Annotated in this window: 18 protein-coding genes and 1 pseudogene; 10 read left to right on the top strand and 9 right to left on the bottom strand. The window is 69.2% G+C overall.

Annotated elements, in window-relative coordinates:
- Positions 1 to 2: 2 nt before the first annotated feature.
- A complete protein-coding gene (locus AB0H62_RS16750) occupies positions 3 to 908 on the top strand; it encodes a cytochrome c oxidase assembly protein (RefSeq protein WP_220241609.1) in 906 nt (301 codons plus the stop codon).
- On the top strand, positions 905 to 1,336 hold the full coding sequence (locus AB0H62_RS16745; RefSeq protein ID WP_360586758.1) for a DUF6292 family protein: 432 nt from the start codon (positions 905 to 907) through the stop codon (positions 1,334 to 1,336). The genes AB0H62_RS16750 and AB0H62_RS16745 overlap by 4 nt, the downstream gene beginning before the upstream one ends.
- Here the strand turns inward: AB0H62_RS16745 and AB0H62_RS16740 are convergent.
- From AB0H62_RS16740 to AB0H62_RS16710, 7 genes and pseudogenes are all read right to left on the bottom strand, one after another.
- Positions 1,291 to 1,551 carry a hypothetical protein gene (locus AB0H62_RS16740; protein ID WP_360586756.1) on the bottom strand — a complete coding sequence of 87 codons (261 nt, stop codon included), beginning with the start codon at positions 1,549 to 1,551 and terminating at the stop codon, positions 1,291 to 1,293. The two genes, AB0H62_RS16745 and AB0H62_RS16740, sit on opposite strands and share 46 nt — an antisense overlap.
- A gap of 121 nt (positions 1,552 to 1,672) precedes the next feature.
- The gene (locus AB0H62_RS16735; protein ID WP_360586754.1) at positions 1,673 to 3,049 is read right to left on the bottom strand and encodes an ATP-binding protein; all 1,377 of its coding nucleotides are present in this window, start codon (positions 3,047 to 3,049) and stop codon (positions 1,673 to 1,675) included.
- Complete coding sequence (locus AB0H62_RS16730) at positions 3,046 to 3,726, bottom strand: response regulator transcription factor (RefSeq protein ID WP_360586752.1); 681 nt, start codon at positions 3,724 to 3,726, stop codon at positions 3,046 to 3,048. The genes AB0H62_RS16735 and AB0H62_RS16730 overlap by 4 nt, the downstream gene beginning before the upstream one ends.
- 348 nt (positions 3,727 to 4,074) lie before the next feature.
- Positions 4,075 to 4,749, bottom strand: a complete 675-nt coding sequence (locus AB0H62_RS16725) for a helix-turn-helix domain-containing protein (RefSeq protein ID WP_360586750.1) — start codon at positions 4,747 to 4,749, stop codon at positions 4,075 to 4,077.
- Positions 4,750 to 4,880: 131 nt separating this feature from the next.
- The gene (locus tag AB0H62_RS16720; protein WP_220241605.1) at positions 4,881 to 5,372 is read right to left on the bottom strand and encodes a MarR family transcriptional regulator; all 492 of its coding nucleotides are present in this window, start codon (positions 5,370 to 5,372) and stop codon (positions 4,881 to 4,883) included.
- Between the two features lie 113 nt (positions 5,373 to 5,485).
- Positions 5,486 to 6,104, bottom strand: a pseudogene (locus AB0H62_RS16715) (glycine betaine ABC transporter substrate-binding protein).
- A gap of 17 nt (positions 6,105 to 6,121) precedes the next feature.
- A complete protein-coding gene (locus AB0H62_RS16710) occupies positions 6,122 to 6,589 on the bottom strand; it encodes a hypothetical protein (RefSeq protein WP_360586749.1) in 468 nt (155 codons plus the stop codon).
- 85 nt (positions 6,590 to 6,674) lie between these two features.
- Here AB0H62_RS16710 and AB0H62_RS16705 point away from each other — a divergent pair, with 85 nt between their 5' ends.
- The 5 genes from AB0H62_RS16705 to AB0H62_RS16685 all read left to right on the top strand — a co-directional run bounded on the left by AB0H62_RS16705 (position 6,675) and on the right by AB0H62_RS16685 (position 10,377).
- On the top strand, positions 6,675 to 6,809 hold the full coding sequence (locus tag AB0H62_RS16705) for a hypothetical protein (RefSeq protein ID WP_360586747.1): 135 nt from the start codon (positions 6,675 to 6,677) through the stop codon (positions 6,807 to 6,809).
- Between the two features lie 120 nt (positions 6,810 to 6,929).
- On the top strand, positions 6,930 to 8,153 hold the full coding sequence (locus tag AB0H62_RS16700; protein ID WP_360586745.1) for a cation:proton antiporter: 1,224 nt from the start codon (positions 6,930 to 6,932) through the stop codon (positions 8,151 to 8,153).
- Between the two features lie 39 nt (positions 8,154 to 8,192).
- Positions 8,193 to 8,633, top strand: coding sequence for a CBS domain-containing protein (locus tag AB0H62_RS16695; RefSeq protein WP_360586743.1), 441 nt, complete (start codon positions 8,193 to 8,195; stop codon positions 8,631 to 8,633).
- 16 nt (positions 8,634 to 8,649) lie between these two features.
- Positions 8,650 to 9,942 (top strand): ArsB/NhaD family transporter, encoded by a 1,293-nt coding sequence (locus tag AB0H62_RS16690; RefSeq protein ID WP_360586741.1) that lies wholly within the window; start codon positions 8,650 to 8,652, stop codon positions 9,940 to 9,942.
- Positions 9,943 to 10,125: 183 nt separating this feature from the next.
- A complete protein-coding gene (locus AB0H62_RS16685) occupies positions 10,126 to 10,377 on the top strand; it encodes a hypothetical protein (RefSeq protein WP_220241601.1) in 252 nt (83 codons plus the stop codon).
- 104 nt (positions 10,378 to 10,481) lie between these two features.
- On the opposite strand, the gene AB0H62_RS16680 is transcribed toward AB0H62_RS16685, so the two are convergent.
- Positions 10,482 to 10,646, bottom strand: a complete 165-nt coding sequence (locus tag AB0H62_RS16680; protein WP_255638125.1) for a hypothetical protein — start codon at positions 10,644 to 10,646, stop codon at positions 10,482 to 10,484.
- A gap of 740 nt (positions 10,647 to 11,386) precedes the next feature.
- Here AB0H62_RS16680 and AB0H62_RS16675 point away from each other — a divergent pair.
- The 3 genes from AB0H62_RS16675 to AB0H62_RS16665 all read left to right on the top strand — a co-directional run bounded on the left by AB0H62_RS16675 (position 11,387) and on the right by AB0H62_RS16665 (position 13,869).
- Complete coding sequence (locus AB0H62_RS16675; RefSeq protein WP_220241600.1) at positions 11,387 to 12,016, top strand: TetR/AcrR family transcriptional regulator; 630 nt, start codon at positions 11,387 to 11,389, stop codon at positions 12,014 to 12,016.
- Positions 12,017 to 12,085: 69 nt separating this feature from the next.
- Positions 12,086 to 12,559, top strand: a complete 474-nt coding sequence (locus AB0H62_RS16670) for a nitroreductase family deazaflavin-dependent oxidoreductase (protein WP_255638124.1) — start codon at positions 12,086 to 12,088, stop codon at positions 12,557 to 12,559.
- The gene (locus AB0H62_RS16665; protein ID WP_220241598.1) at positions 12,556 to 13,869 is read left to right on the top strand and encodes an FAD-dependent oxidoreductase; all 1,314 of its coding nucleotides are present in this window, start codon (positions 12,556 to 12,558) and stop codon (positions 13,867 to 13,869) included. The genes AB0H62_RS16670 and AB0H62_RS16665 overlap by 4 nt, the downstream gene beginning before the upstream one ends.
- A gap of 84 nt (positions 13,870 to 13,953) precedes the next feature.
- Here the strand turns inward: AB0H62_RS16665 and AB0H62_RS16660 are convergent, their stop codons facing one another.
- Positions 13,954 to 14,442, bottom strand: a complete 489-nt coding sequence (locus AB0H62_RS16660) for a carboxymuconolactone decarboxylase family protein (RefSeq protein ID WP_220241597.1) — start codon at positions 14,440 to 14,442, stop codon at positions 13,954 to 13,956.
- Between the last annotated feature and the right edge of the window lie 23 nt (positions 14,443 to 14,465).

Below are 14,465 nucleotides of genomic sequence, written 5' to 3'. Positions count from 1 at the left end.
CGGTGACCACCGTGGCACCACTCGGCGCGTGGACGCTGCTGACCGACTGGGACGTGCCGGTGGCCGGCGCGATCGCCGTCGGTCTCGCAGCGCTGGGGTACGGCTGGGCCGCGGCGCGGGCCGGTTCCTGGCCGGCGCGGCGGACGTGCGCGTTCTCCGCCGGCCTGATCGTGGTTCTGTTCGCGCTCGGCAGCGGGGTGAACACCTACAGCTCGGTGCTGTTCACCGTGCACATGGCTCAGCACCTGCTGCTCATCATGGTCGCTCCGGCGCTGCTGCTGTTCGGGCAGCCGTTCGAGCTGCTGCCCCGCGGCGGCGCGGTCGTCGCCGCAGCCGCTCACCCGATCTGCGGGTTCGCCTTGTACACGGTGGTGGTCGTGGGCACCCACCTCACCCCGTTCCTGCAGGGCGCCCTCACCGTCCCGGCACTGCACGGAGTCGAGGAAGCCGGCTACGTGCTCGCCGGTCTGCTGCTCCTGTTGCCGATCCTGGGGGTACGACCGCGCAGACGTCCCACGCCCTATTTGATGCGGCTGGTGCTGTTGTTCGCCGCGATGGTGGTCGACGCGGTCGTGGGGGTCGCGCTGATGATGACGCCGCACGAGCCGTTCCCCGCCTATGCGGCCGTGGCCCGGCACTGGGGGCCCGGACTGGTCGAAGACCTGCACTGGGGCGGCGCGATGATGTGGGTCGGTGGCGACGCGCTGATGGCCGTGCTGGCCGTCGTCGTGATCGGCGGCTGGCTCCGGTCGGCCGAGCGTGGCGACGACCTCGGATCGTGGCTGGAGAACGCGCGCCGGTCCGCGCTGGAGCTCGGCGACGGGACTCGAGTCGACGAGGACGAGGACGCGCTACGGGCGTACAACACGATGCTGGCCCGTCTCTCGGACCGCGACGCGCGCCGGTGATCCGCGAACGGCCGTTGCCGCCGGAGGAACTCGGGCTCGCTGCGTACATCCGCGCGGTCGGCCACGCCCTGCGGGTGCCGCCAGGGGGAACGGCTTGCGAAGGCGGGGCACGACCAGCCGCCTACTTGGCACTGCCCGACCGGTGCGTCCGCCATCCGGACCGAGACGTGATGGCGATCTGGTCCGCGCGCAGCGGCTGGAAAGTCGTGCTGGAGAACACGAGCCGGCAGCCTTCGACGGTGCTTGCCCGGCTGGCGGAAGCGACGGTGCCGCCGCCCGCCGTGGTCGAGGGTTTTGTGCGCGATGTGTTGTCCGGCGCACGCGAAGGCGGCGCGCCGGCCCGCGGACGGGACGCGGCGGGGCTGCGGGAACTGCTGGGCTCCTACGCGGTCTGGGGCTGGCCGGAGGACGAGGGAAGCCTGTTCTGAGTTCCGCGCGTGGCGTCGACCAGCCGGACGAGGCGGAACCGGGCCAGCCGGTGCAGCATTTCGTCCAGTGCTTCCGGAACGATCTGGCCTTCGAGGTCGCGGGCCGCGGCGTGCACGATGGTATCGATCGCCGCGGCGGAGAGCTGTCCGGTGAATTCTTCCGCCAACCGCTCGCTGACCTGGGCGGGGACGGCTACAGAAGTTTGGTTCGGCACGGGTGGTTCCTCGTTCCTGCTGCTGTGATGACCGTCCCATTCTGCTGCTCCACGGCTGTGGTGCACCTGACGACTGCCTGACGATCGGCGCGGCGAGGGCGAGCGTTGGTGGAGAGTCGGGTCATCCGCGAGCTTCCGCTAGCTCGACCACGAACCGGGCTCCGCCGCCCGAGCGGTCTTCGATGTGCACGCTGCCGTGGTGGCGGCGCACGTGGTCGGCGACGATGGCCAAGCCGAGACCGGTTCCGGAATCCGGTCCGCGCCGCCCGGAGTGCACGCCCCGGGCGAAGCGTTCGAAGACGCGTTCGCGGAGATCCGCGGGCACGCCCTCGCCGGCGTCGTCGACCTCCAGCCGTACCGCGCCGTCGTGAGCGAACACCCCGACGCGAACCGGCCCACCGCCGTAGCGATCGGCGTTGTCGAGCAGGTTCGTCAAGACCCGGTCGAGCCGTCGCCGGTCGCCGAAGACCAGAAGCGGTTCCGCCGGTGAGTCGACGGCGAGGCCCGGGCCGGATCTGCTGGCGATGACGTTGCGCGCCAGCGCCGCCAGATCGATCAGTTCGCGGTCGTGGTCGGCATCCTGTTCGTCGGCCGAAGAGATCTCCAGCAGGTCCAGCACCATGCGCTGGAAACGGCGCAGCTCGGCGAGCAGCAGCCGCAACGCTTTCTGCGCCGGGGCCGGCATGGACTCGCGGCGGCGGTCCAGGACTTCGGCGACGGTGGTCATCGTCGTGAGCGGGGAGCGCAGTTCGTGGCTGACGTCAGTGGTGAACCGAGCGTCCCGGCGCACTCGCTGTTCGAGCGCGTCGGCGGTCGCGTTGAAGCTGGTGGCCAGCGGAGCGAGATCGGGATCGGCCTGGTCCGGCAGCCGGGCGCTCAGGTCGCCACTTGCGACCCGGGACGCCGCAGCGGTGAGCGCGGTCAACGGGCGCAGGGCGCGGCGCGTGGACCACGCGCCCAGCGCGACCCCCAGGACGCTGCAGGCCACGGTGCCCGCGATCAGGATGGTGCTGAGGTAGCGGAAGGTCCGATCGAGTTCGAGCAGGGGGTAGAGCTCGACGTAGAGGCCGTTCTGGGCGGCGACGGGAAGGGCGACACCGAGGACCGGAACGCCATCGGCCGTGAACCGCTGCCGCGCCGGCTGCCCAGCTCGCGCTTGCGCGACCAGCTCGGCCGGAAGGGCCTGGGGGACGATGTGGCGGCCGGCGGTCAGCCAACCATCCGGCAGGGACAGCAGGATCGTCGAGTCAGGTCCGGTGGCGAGCCCGGTCAGGAGCTCGTCGAGGCTGTCGGGGTGCGCGCGGATCGCCGCGTCGACCAACCTGACGTTGACGTCCGCTTGCCGTGCTGCGCTTTGTTCGCGCTGGCTGAACATGTACCCCGTCGTGAGGTTCCAGACCGCGATGGAGAGCGTGCTCACCACGAGCAGAAGTCCCAGCCCGAACGCCGCGGAGACCCGCCAGCGCAGGGAAACGCGACTGAGTGCGCCGGTACTCACGCCGGCGAGCCCACACGGTAGCCGATCCCGCGCACCGTCACCACCATGGTGGGGACGTCGGGGTCGGGTTCGACCTTGCGCCGCAGCCGTCTGATGTGGACGTCGAGCAGTCGGGTGTCGCCGAAGTAGCTGTGGCCCCATACCCGCTGCAGCAACTGCTCCCTCGTGACAACCTCGCCCTCGGCCGCGGCCAGCTCGGTCAGCAGGCGGAACTCGGTACGGGTCAAGTGGATCGGCTTACCCGACCGGTATGCGCTCGCGTCTTCGGGGCGCAGTTCCAGATCACCGACCCGCAGCCGTGCCGGGCGAGCCGGAGCCGCCCGGCGGAGCAGGGCCCGGACCCGCGCCGCCAGCTCTCCTGGCACCAACGGCTTGGTCACGTAGTCATCCGCGCCGGCTTCCAGCCCCGCGATCACGTCGGAGCTGTCAGTGCGCGCGGTGATCACGATGACCGGCAGGTCGCCGTTGTCGCGCAAGGTCCGACATACGCTCAACCCGTCGATGCCGGGCAGCATCAAGTCGAGGAGCACGACGTCGACGGTGGTGGTTTCCACGGTTTCGAGCGCTTCTTCACCCGAGCCCGTGGAAATGACGTCGAAACCTTCGTCGGCGAGCGTCAGGGCGAGCGCCTCGCTGATCATCACGTCGTCCTCGACCAGCAGCACGCGCACGGTCATCGTTTCGGGCCCTTCCCGGTCATCGTTCACCACGATACCGCCCACCCCGGATTGATGTCGTAGGAAAATGTTGCATACTGCAATGGTGACCGGGGAGGTGGGAAGCTGTGGCGAATGGTGACCGGAGGTGGTTCGGCAAGCCGGACCCGTACTGCTGGCTCGCGGTCGTGCCCGTGCTGCTGGTGTCGGGTTTGGCGGTGGCGTTCGGCGCCGTGCTGCTGGGCGGGCTGGGTGTCGTCGCGGCGTTGTCGCTGCTGGCGTTGGACTGGTGGGTGAACCGGCCCGAGCAATCCGTGCGGCATCGCCGCCGCGACCCCGGCTGTCTGCCGTCGCCCGGTGGTGTGCGGTTCACCCCGGGGGCTCCGCGGGCCGGTGGTAGCGGCTCGTCCCGAGCCACGCGACGGCCGACCGGACGGCCTCGCGGTCGCCGGTGAGGCGAACCACGTGGTCCTTGATCGCGTTGAGCCAGCTGTCGTGGCCGAGCCAGATCGCCGCGAGCGCGGAGGGCGTGCACTCGATCTGCATGATGATCGGCAGTGCGGGGTCCTCGGCTGTGGCCACGGCGGCTGCCTCCGACAGGACCAGCCACCACCACCGCTGCCGCAATGTTTCGGTGAACCGGAAGTGGATGCTGACCGGCGCGGCCGGCAACCGGAGCCGGCCGATGCCGCGGGCGATGTCGAGCAACAGCAGTTCCGGATCCAGGTCGCCGGTGCGCGGTGGTGGGAGCCACCGACGTCCCCAGCGCCCGAGTAGGTCGATCACGCCTTCGAGTGCTCGGCCAGCGTCGGTCAAGGCACACGCGGTGAGCGTTCCCTTCGACCGCGCCACCGTCACCAGCCCGGCTGCGGACAGCTGGTGGAGACGTTTGCCGAGGAGACCGCGCGACAGGCCTGGCAGTCCGCGGATCAGCTGCGGGGGAGTGCTGCTGCCGTGCAGGAGTTCTCGGATGATCAGTACGGTCCAGGGCTCACCGAGGACTTCGGCTGCTGCGGCCACCGGGCAGTGTTGGGCGTAGCGCATCACCGATCCCGCAGCACCGTCCGGCCCGGGTGCGGCTGATCCTGTCGATGGCTGGTGCGATCGGGAGCGCTCACTGGCTCATTCTCGTGCGCGGCGGGTCCGCGGCACCTGACATTTGCCTGACGATCCTGTCAGCCCCAGATGCCGTCCGCGGTCGCGTCGACAGAGGGCTCGCCGCCGGCTTCGGTGAAGGCGGTCAGCACATCGACCAAGCCGTGGCGGGCGTGTTCGGGCATCTTCGCGACGATCTTGGCGATCTCGCGGCGGCGCCGGTTGGTCACCAGTCGCACCACCCGGGCGCCCTCGTCGGTGAGCTCGATGAGGATTTCCCGGCGTGACGACGGGCTGTTCTGCCGGGCGACCATGCCGACTGCGGTGAGCCGGTCGACCATGCGGCTCGTGGTCGAAGGTGTGACGTTCAGCAGTTCCGCCAGCGCGGCGTGGTTCAAGGCGCCGCGCGAGTGCAGGATCACCAGGACGCGGAACTGCGGCAAGGTGATGAGGTCGCCGGCTGCCGCGATGGATCGGGCCGACACGGCGACCAGGAGCCGGGACGCCGTGAGCACGGCATCCGTGATCGCGTCGACGTCGGTACCGGCTGCGGCGGGCGTGGGACGGGCCATGCTTTCAGTGTGCCGTATCCGGTCGAAAGCGGTCGGACAAGGCCAGCGCGTTTCCGGCAGTGTGCTTCTCCGGTGTGGAGGGCGCGACCGGCCGTGCCGCGGGCGGGGTCCGCTCACCGCGACGAGAGTGGACCGCGCGAGCCGTCAGAGGCCGGCGAATGCCTGGTCGACCAACTGTGGTCGGCCCACTTCCCGGCCGCGGCCATCTCCTGGCCCCTGGGTGCCTGCTGGCTCATGTCCTCGAGCGAACCGAGCTGGTCGTCGGTGAGCGTGAGGTTGTTCGTGATCTTGCCCAGAGCGGGGAAATCCGCTCCGAAGCTGCTGCGGCCGATGGCGTGCAGCTGCTCGCCCTTGCCCATGGCATCTTGAGGGTCCTTCAGGTGGTAGTGGGAGTAGGTCCAGTGCGGGTGCCAGAGCGTCACGACGATGGGCTTCCGGGCCTTGATCGAGCTGTCCAGCGCGGCGAGCATCGCCGTGGTCTCGCCGGCGCTCACCTCGATCCCGGTGATCTTGCCGCCGAATTCCGCGGCGTGCGTCTTGAGGTCGACGATGCTGTCGACGTCCTTGACGTAGTCGGGCGCTGCGAGGTTCAGAGTCGCATTGTCATACCAGACGCCGAGGTCTTCGAGTTTGTCCTTGTACTGGTTCCAGTAGTCCTTGCGCGTGGGCGGCGTAGATGGGGCCGACGTCGAGAAGCTGGGTCTTGACGGTGTAACCCTTATCCGCGAGCACCGACTGGTACAGGGTGCTCAGCGCGATGTCCTCGTCCCAGTTGATGTAGCCGATCGAGAGCGGTCAGAGAGACGGTGGCCGTGCCCGGCGCGAGAATCCACTTGGCTGTGCGCACTCATCAGTCCTTTCTGGACGGCGTTCGTATCGGGAGGCGCCCGCGAGCCGGCGGGCTTGTCCACGGCCGAGCGATCGCCCTGCGACGACGTGATCCTGTCGAGGTAGATGGCGAGGACGACGACACCGAGCCCGGATTCGAATCCTGGGTCGAGCTTCAGGCTGGTCATCGCCGCATACACCTCGGCGCCGTGGCCGGGCGCGCCGACCATGCCGGAGATCACGACCATCGCCAGCGCCGGCATGGTGATCTGGTTGGCCCGGCCATGATCGTCGGCATCGCCAGCGGGATCGAGGAGCTGGTGTCCCCTGAACATCGCCGACGTCTGCGCGGACCTGATGACCGGAGGCGGCGCAAGCACGTACTCCACGGTGGTTCCGGAGTCGGCGGGATCTCCAAGTGTCGAACTGTGCCGGGCGTCACTCCGGCGGCACCACGGGGCGACGCTGCTCGCGGTGCGGGACCGCGACCGGCTCATCGTGAACCCAGCGGGGGCGGCGTCCCTTCCACGCGGCGCGACCGTCTACTACGTCGCGTCCGAGCGGCTTTCCCCGCAACGCCTGGTGTGGTCGCTGCGCCAGGAGGAGTGATTCCCGGTTTGCCCCGAGCCGGTCTTTGCGGCATCTTTACGCGCGGAGCGCCGGGAAGTCTGGTCGGCCTGCTCGTGCCCGCCCGGGTGACGAGTCGGTTTGTCGACCTCGGGGAGTGCCATGGCGCTCGTTCTCGCCTTCGGTGTCGTGTTGCTGATCAGCGTGTCGCTGTCCGGCGTCGCGGCGCGCACGGTCTTGTCGACGGCGTTGTTGTTTCTGCTCGCGGGAGCGTTGCTCGGGGGCGGCGGTCTGGACTTGATCCACATCGCGCCACGCGACCCGCTCGTCACCTCGCTGGCCGACATCGCGCTGTTCACGGTCCTGTTCACCGACGGGCAGCGCGCGAACCTGCCGGCCTTGCGGGAGAACTGGCGGCTGTCGGGCCGGGCCCTGGGGCTCGGGATGCCCCTGACGATGGTCGGTATCGCGGTGCCCGCCCATTTCCTGGTCGGTGTGGACTGGCCGACGTCGTTGCTGCTCGGCGCGACTCTCTCCCCGACGGACCCGGTGTTCGCGGCCGCGATCGTCGGCCGCGATGACGTGCCCCTGCGGCTGCGGCGGTTGCTCAACGTCGAGTCGGGCCTCAACGACGGGCTCGCGCTGCCGTTCGTGCTGATCTTCCTCGCCACCGCGACCCACACCTCGTCCGACCTCGGCACGGTCGTCGTCGAACTGTTGCTCGGCCTGGCCCTCGGGATCGTCCTGCCCCTGCTGGTCGCCCTGGCGTGGCGGCTCAAGGTCCTCACCGCGGAACCACGCCTGCATGCGCTGGGGCCGCTGGCGATCGCGGTGATCCTCTATGCGGGCTGCCACCTCACCCACGCGAACCCCTACCTGGCCGCCTTCGCCGCCGGTTCGACACTGGCGACCGTCGACAAGACCGCAGCCGAGCAGTTCGAGCCGCTGGGCGACCTGCTCTCGGAGATCACCAAATTCGCCGCGCTGCTGGTGTTCGGCGCGCTGATCACCCCCGACCGGCTCTCCCACCTCGACGCCGGCGGCTGGGTCTTGGCCGTGCTGGCGATCCTGCTCGTCCGGCGCGCCGCGATGCTGCTGTCGCTGCTGCGGACCCCGCTGTCCGGGCGCGAGCGAGCGACCGCTGCGTGGTTCGGGCCGAAAGGCTTCGCTTCCGTGGTCTACGGCCTGCTCGCGCTGCAGTCGGGCATCGCCGACAGCGAACTCTTGTTCGACCTGGTCGCGGTGACGATCGCGCTGTCGATCGTGCTCCACTCGTCGACCGACGTGCCGATCGCGAAGCTGCTGCGGGTCGAGCCACCCGGCAACCTGCCCACCGGCCGGGCCCCCGCCGGTGATCGTCAAGAAAACGACAGGAGCGGCCCGTGAGCCCCAGCACCACCACTCGATTCGTCGTAACCTGGGCGAATGCATGCTGCCGAGATGGCCGAGGAGTACCCGGTCGTCGACCTGGACTCCGATGCGCTGGCCGCGGTGCGGCTGCTCGCTCAGCAGCGGCTGCCCGGCCTGGTGGTGACCGACTCGACCGGGTGTCCGCAATCGGTGCTGCCGGCCTCACAGGTAGTGCAGTTCCTGGTGCCCCGGTACGTGGTGGACGACCCGGCCCTGGCCGGGGTGCTGAACGAGTCGATGGCCGATCGGGTGGCCGACAGGCTCGGCGGCCGCACCGTCCGCGAACTGCTGCCGGCCGAGCCCACGGAGCTGCCGCGCGCGAACGCGGACGACACCGTGGTGGAGGTCGCCGCGATGATGGCACGGCTACGCTGCCCGCTCGTCGCCGTCATGGACGGCCGGACGCTGCTCGGCGTTGTTTCCGCCTCGCGCCTGCTGGAGCTCGCGCTGCGCTGACCCAGGCGGTGCCGCGATGAGCACCGTCATCGCGGTCACCGTGTTCGTCATCGCCTACTTGTTCATCGCCACCGAGAAGATCCCGAAGATGGCCGCGGCACTCGCCGGAGCCGGTGTCGTGCTCGCGACCGGGGTCAGCGGATCGGCCGATGCGTTCTTCTCCGAGGACACCGGCGTCGACTGGAACGTCATCTTCCTCCTGCTCGGCATGATGATCATCGTCGGCATCCTGCGCCGTACCGGGGTGTTCGAGTTCGTCGCCATCTGGGCCGCGAAGCGCGCCAAGGGTTCACCGCTGCGGATCATGATCCTGCTCGTGCTCATCACCGCGGTCGCCTCGGCGTTCCTCGACAACGTCACGACCGTGCTGCTGATCGCCCCGGTGACCCTGCTGGTGTGCGACCGGCTCGGCATCAGACCGGCACCGTTCCTCATCGCCGAGGTCGTCGCGTCCAACATCGGCGGGACGGCGACCCTTATCGGCGATCCGCCCAACATCATCATCGGCAGCCGCTCCGGCCTGACCTTCAACGACTTCCTGGTCAACCTCGCGCCCATCGTCGCCCTCGAGCTCGTGGTGCTCGTCCTGGTGCTGCCGTGGCTGTTTCGCGGTTCCTTCTCGGCCGACCCGGCCCGGGTCGCCGACGTGATGGCACTCAACGAACGCGAAGCGATCCAACGGCCGAAACTGCTGCTCAAATCCGGCTTTGTGCTCCTGTTCGTATTCGCCGGGTTCGTGCTGCACTCGGTGATCCACCTCGACCCGTCGGTCGTCGCACTGCTCGGTGCCGGGGTGCTCGTTCTCGTCTCGGGCACGCAGCCGAAGCAGTATCTCGCCGGGGTCGAGTGGGAGACGCTGTTGTTCTTCGCCGGGTTGTTCATCATGATCGGCGCGCTGGTCAAGACCGGTGTGATCGACAACCTGGCGCACCTCGCGGCCGAGGCCACCGGCGGCAACGCACTCCTCGCCGTGTTCCTGATTCTGGGTGTTTCCGCACTGCTGTCCGGAGTGATCGACAACATCCCGTACGTGGCCACGATGAGCCCGCTCGTGCTGGCTCTTGCGCAGGACATCCCTGACCCGGCGCATTCACAGGCGCTGTGGTGGTCGCTGGCTCTCGGTGCCGATTTCGGCGGCAACATGACCGCGGTGGGAGCCAGCGCCAACGTCGTCATGCTCGGCATCGCCGCCCGCTCCGGCTCACCGATCTCCTTCTGGGAGTTCACCAAGAAGGGCGCGATCATCACCGTCATCACCGTCCTCGTCGCGGCACCCTACCTCTGGCTGCGCTATTTCGTGCTTTCCTGAAGACACACACCGGACGAAGGAGCTCGCATGAACCAACTCATCGTCGCGGTGATGGTGATCGTGGTGTTCGTTCTGGTGGTCCTCGCCCTGCGCTTCTCCAACCACCACCAAGACCGCTGACCCGGCAAATCCGCGCGTAGGAAACACCGGGCACCGCACACGTCCACGCCAAACTGGCCCCTGTTGCGGAGTGCCGGCGCTGCTTTTCGTTACCAGGCCAACCTCTTTGCCGCTGATGGCTTCATCGCCGCCTCTTCGGCCACGACGGTGAGCACACCTGCGGGCCTCATGGTTCGGGTGCACCAGTTCGACGAGCGCGTCCTCGACGTCGTCACCGAACAAGGCTTCCGTGCCGCGATGATGGTCGGCGTGGTTACGGTCACCGGCGTCCAGTGCGGCTCCCCGTACCACACACCTACGGCGGCAAAGAAATAATCTTCCTGCGCGCCTCAACTCACGGCGGTCGCAAGGCCATCGTCAGCTCACTGTTTCGCCGCTGATTCCGCTCAGGCGGTGTCGCTCAGCGGCCGTGGACCTGGTCACCGGGGTGGCGACTGAGTCAGTACCACGGTGCGATCGCCAAGCGGTGCGGCGAGCGTCACGGGGAGGTACGGGTAGCGCAGATCCTTCGTGCAGAGTTGGCCGGGTGGGACCTTGGTCTGGCTGAGGTCCACGACCACGTGCTGTGCGGTCTGCTCTGTCACCTCCGCGAGGGCGTGCTGGCAACCGCCCTCTATCGCGCGGACGTAGAGGACGGTGCCTCCGTTGGTGATGTACGCCTCGGCTGGGAACCTGGGTGGCAGAGCGGCCGCGTCGACCTGCCCCGCCGGCACTGGCGTGCTGTCCGCAGGTACGTCGTACCGCGAATCGCCAGGCGGGCTGGCTGATGGCGAAGACGCCGAGGGCGGCGAGGTCGAGATGGTGCCGCTCGGCGCTCCAGAGACGCCGCCCGAGCCAGGTGGGGTTTGGGTCGTCGGGCCGCCACAGGCCATCACCGTGACGAGGGCCGAGACTGCGCCGACCAGCTTCGTCAAGTACCGCATGCCTCTACGACGGAATGCGCGCCGTACCGCGTTGCACGACATCCTGAACCAGGACGCAGTATTAGTTTCGGGCCGCGCGGTTCTGTCAGCGGCACCGGCAGCGACAGTTCGCGCACGTACGGCGGGCACCGCTGCCCGGAAGGCGCGGTCGTAACGGTGATCAGCACGACCACCTGTTGCGCGGTCTGTTCGCCGGCGGCCGCCGTGACGTGTTTGCAGCCACCCGGTTCGGCGCGGGCCATGATGACGCTGCCGCCCGCTCGAGGGTCACGTTGTGGGGATAGCTGGGGGGCAGCGCTGACGCGTCGACTTGACCCGCAGACGGTGCGACGTCGCCTGCCGGATTCCTTCGGCATCATCCTCGTGACCACCACGGTGAACATCGGTTTACAATGATAAACATGGGTTCACTTCCGGACGACCGGACGGCGAAGGCGAGGATCCGCGACGAGGCGCTGCGGCTGTTCGGCGAGCGCGATCCGGACGCGGTGACGGTCCGTGAGGTGGCGTCGGCGTCGGGCGTCTCGCCGGCGCTGGTGATCCGGCACTATGGGTCCAAGAACGGGCTGCGTGCCGCGGTCGACGAGCACGTGGCGCGAGTCTTCGCGGCTGCGCTCGCCGAGGCCGCCGCCCCGAGCGGCGACCACCCGTTCGACCCGGAGGCAGTGCCCAGCCTCGTCGAGGCGGTGGCCGGCAACCTTCCGGCCGACTCGGCCATCCCCGGATACCTCGGTCGGCTGCTGCTCGCCGGTGGGCCGGCGGCGTCCGCGTTGTTCGGCAAGCTCCACGCGCTGAGCCGCGACGTGCTCACGGCCATGGCGCGGGCCGGCCTGGCGAATGCGGGTGCCGATCCCGAGGTGCGTGCGGCGTTCCTGCTTGTCAACGACCTCGCCGTGCTGATCCTGCGCGACCGACTGCGCGATGTGCTCGGCGTCGACCCGCTGTCGGCCGAGGGGATGCGCCGCTGGGGCACCGAGGTGTTCGCGGTCTACCGCGACGGCCTTGGCGACCCCGCGGCCGGGCCGGGCTGACAAACCCTTCCTCCGACAACGAATCGAGGTCGGCAGATGACCGATGCCCCATCACCTTTCGCCTCAGGCATGATCGGACGCACGGGCGCCCGGCTGCTGCGCAACCGGCGGCTCATGCGTGCCCCCATCTGGCTCTACCGCGCCCGGCTCGGGTTCCTCCTCGGTTCCCGGTTGCTCCTGCTCGAGCACGTCGGCCGCAAGACCGGTGCGCGGCGCACGGTCGTGTTGGAAGTCGTCGGACACCCAGCCCCGGACACGTACGTGGTGGCGTCCGGCTTCGGCGACCGGGCGCAGTGGTACCGCAATGTCGTCGCCGAGCCTCGGGTTCGGGTCGCCAGCGGAGCGCGGGGCCTGTCGCCGGCGACTGCGCGGAGGCTGCCCACCGCGGAGGCGGACGCCGTGCTCGCGGTCTACGTGAGCGAGCACCGGCGAGCCTGGCGCCGCTTCAAGACGATCCTCGAGAACACTCTCGGCACGACGATCAGCGAGCGGGACACCGACCTGCCGATGGTCGAGCTGCGCCTCGACGGAGCGGGATCATGAAGGCCGTGGTGTGTGGTGCGGGGATCGCCGGCCTGGCCGCCGCACAGTGCCTTTCGCGGCACGGTTGGGAAGTCGTGATGCTCGAGCGCGCACCGGCCCCACGCGCCCAGGGCTACATGATCGACTTCATGGGCCCCGAATACGACGCCGCGGAGGCGATGGGCATCCTCCCGCGGCTGCGCGAGCTCGGTTACGCGGTCGACGAGGCCGGCTACTACGACGAAACCGGCCGGCAGCGTGCCGTGATCCGGCACGACGCGTTCGCCAAGCCGGTCGGCGGGCGGCTGCTGAGCATCATGCGGCCGGATCTCGAGCTGGCGCTGCGGGAAAGCCTGCCCGGCGACGTCGAACTCAGGTTCGGCGCGGAGGTCACCGCCGTCTCCGACCGCGAGAGCGGCGTCCGGGTGGGCATGGCCGAGGGAACCGATTACGAGGCCGACTTGCTTGTCGGCGCCGATGGGGTGCACTCGACTGTCCGCGGGCTGGTGTTCGGTCCCGAGCACGGCTATTTCAAGTACCTCGACTTCCACACCGCGGCGTTCACGTTCGAGGACCCGAAGGTGCAACCGCTGGTTCGTGACCGGTTCTGCCTCTCCGACAGCACGGGCGCGCAACTCGGCTGCTACGGGCTCCGTGACGGCCGGGTCGCCGTCTTCGCGGTCCACCGCACCCCGGATCCGACGCTGCCCGCTGACCGCGCCGCCGCGCTCCGGCGCGAGTATCGGGGGCTCGGCTGGATCGCGCCGCGGGTGCTCGCCGCTTGCCCGCCGGACGACGAGGTGTACTACGACCAAGTCGCGCAAATCGTGATGCCACGCTGGAGCAGCGGCCACGTCGTCCTCGTCGGCGGAGCGGGGAGCTGGCACGGTCGCGGGAACAGGGGCACTCGATCCTGCTCGCGCGGTGCCGATGGGGCCGGTGGGTGTGACCGGGAGTCTTCGTGGTGGGGCTGGACATTCCCGTTACCGCCGCGGCAGCGGGAGTCCAGCGGCAGGAGCAGGAGGCACATGAGCCCGACCGCGCTGCCGTGCGGAAGGGGGCGCAGCTGGACGGGTGGCTTGAAGGCCGCAACGCTGCCCGGCTCCGGATATTCCACAGTGGACGTGGGGGAGGTGCTCCCACTCGCGGCTCCGCCGTCACGAGGAAGCAAGCCCCGGCCGGGCGGCCCGCCACCACAGTTCGCCGTCCTGGCGGGGATCCCCGTCGTCGACGTTGACGATGGCGCCCGTGGTCCAGTTCGAGACGGACGAGAGGAGGAAGACGATCGCGCTCCTGCGGGGTGCCGACCCCAGTGGGTGCGGTCCGCTTAACTGGTCTCGAAGGTGGCGAGCTGTGTGAGCTGGCGTCATTCCGGCGTCGCCGGAATGACGGAGTTGCCGACTGCGGTGAGAGCGCTAGTTCGCGCGCGCGGTCAGGATGGGCACGGCGCCTTCGGCCAGTTTGAGCCGGGTCCAGACGTTCATGTTGATGACGATACCGATGATCTCGAGGATCTCCTCGGGCGAGAAATGCTCGGCGAGAGTGTCGTGCCGGGCACCGAAACCACCGGCAATGGGCGCATCCGCGACGCGTGTGAGCGCCTCGGTGTAGGCGAGGGCGGCGCGTGCCGCGTCGTCGTGGAAGTCGGTCTCCCACCAGGCGGTCAGGGTGTCGATGACCGGTCGGGGTATGCCGGCGGCGCGGGCTGCCTCGTAGTGGAGGTTCAGGCAATAGACGCAGTTGTTGAGCTGCGAAACCCTCAGGCGCAGGAGCTGGGCAAGTTGGCGGTCGATGCGCAACTCGGCTCGGTAACCGAAGGCATCAGCGCCCTGGCGAGCCAGTTTGGCGAGGGCCTCGTGGGCTGAGCTGTCGGCCCGCCGGTTCCGAACGGTCTCGTCGGTCATCTCGTTACTCCTGTCGGTTATGG

Source organism: Amycolatopsis sp. NPDC050768, from assembly GCF_040654155.1.
Lineage (GTDB): Bacteria > Actinomycetota > Actinomycetes > Mycobacteriales > Pseudonocardiaceae > Amycolatopsis.
This window is presented reverse-complemented; position numbering and strand designations above follow the sequence as displayed.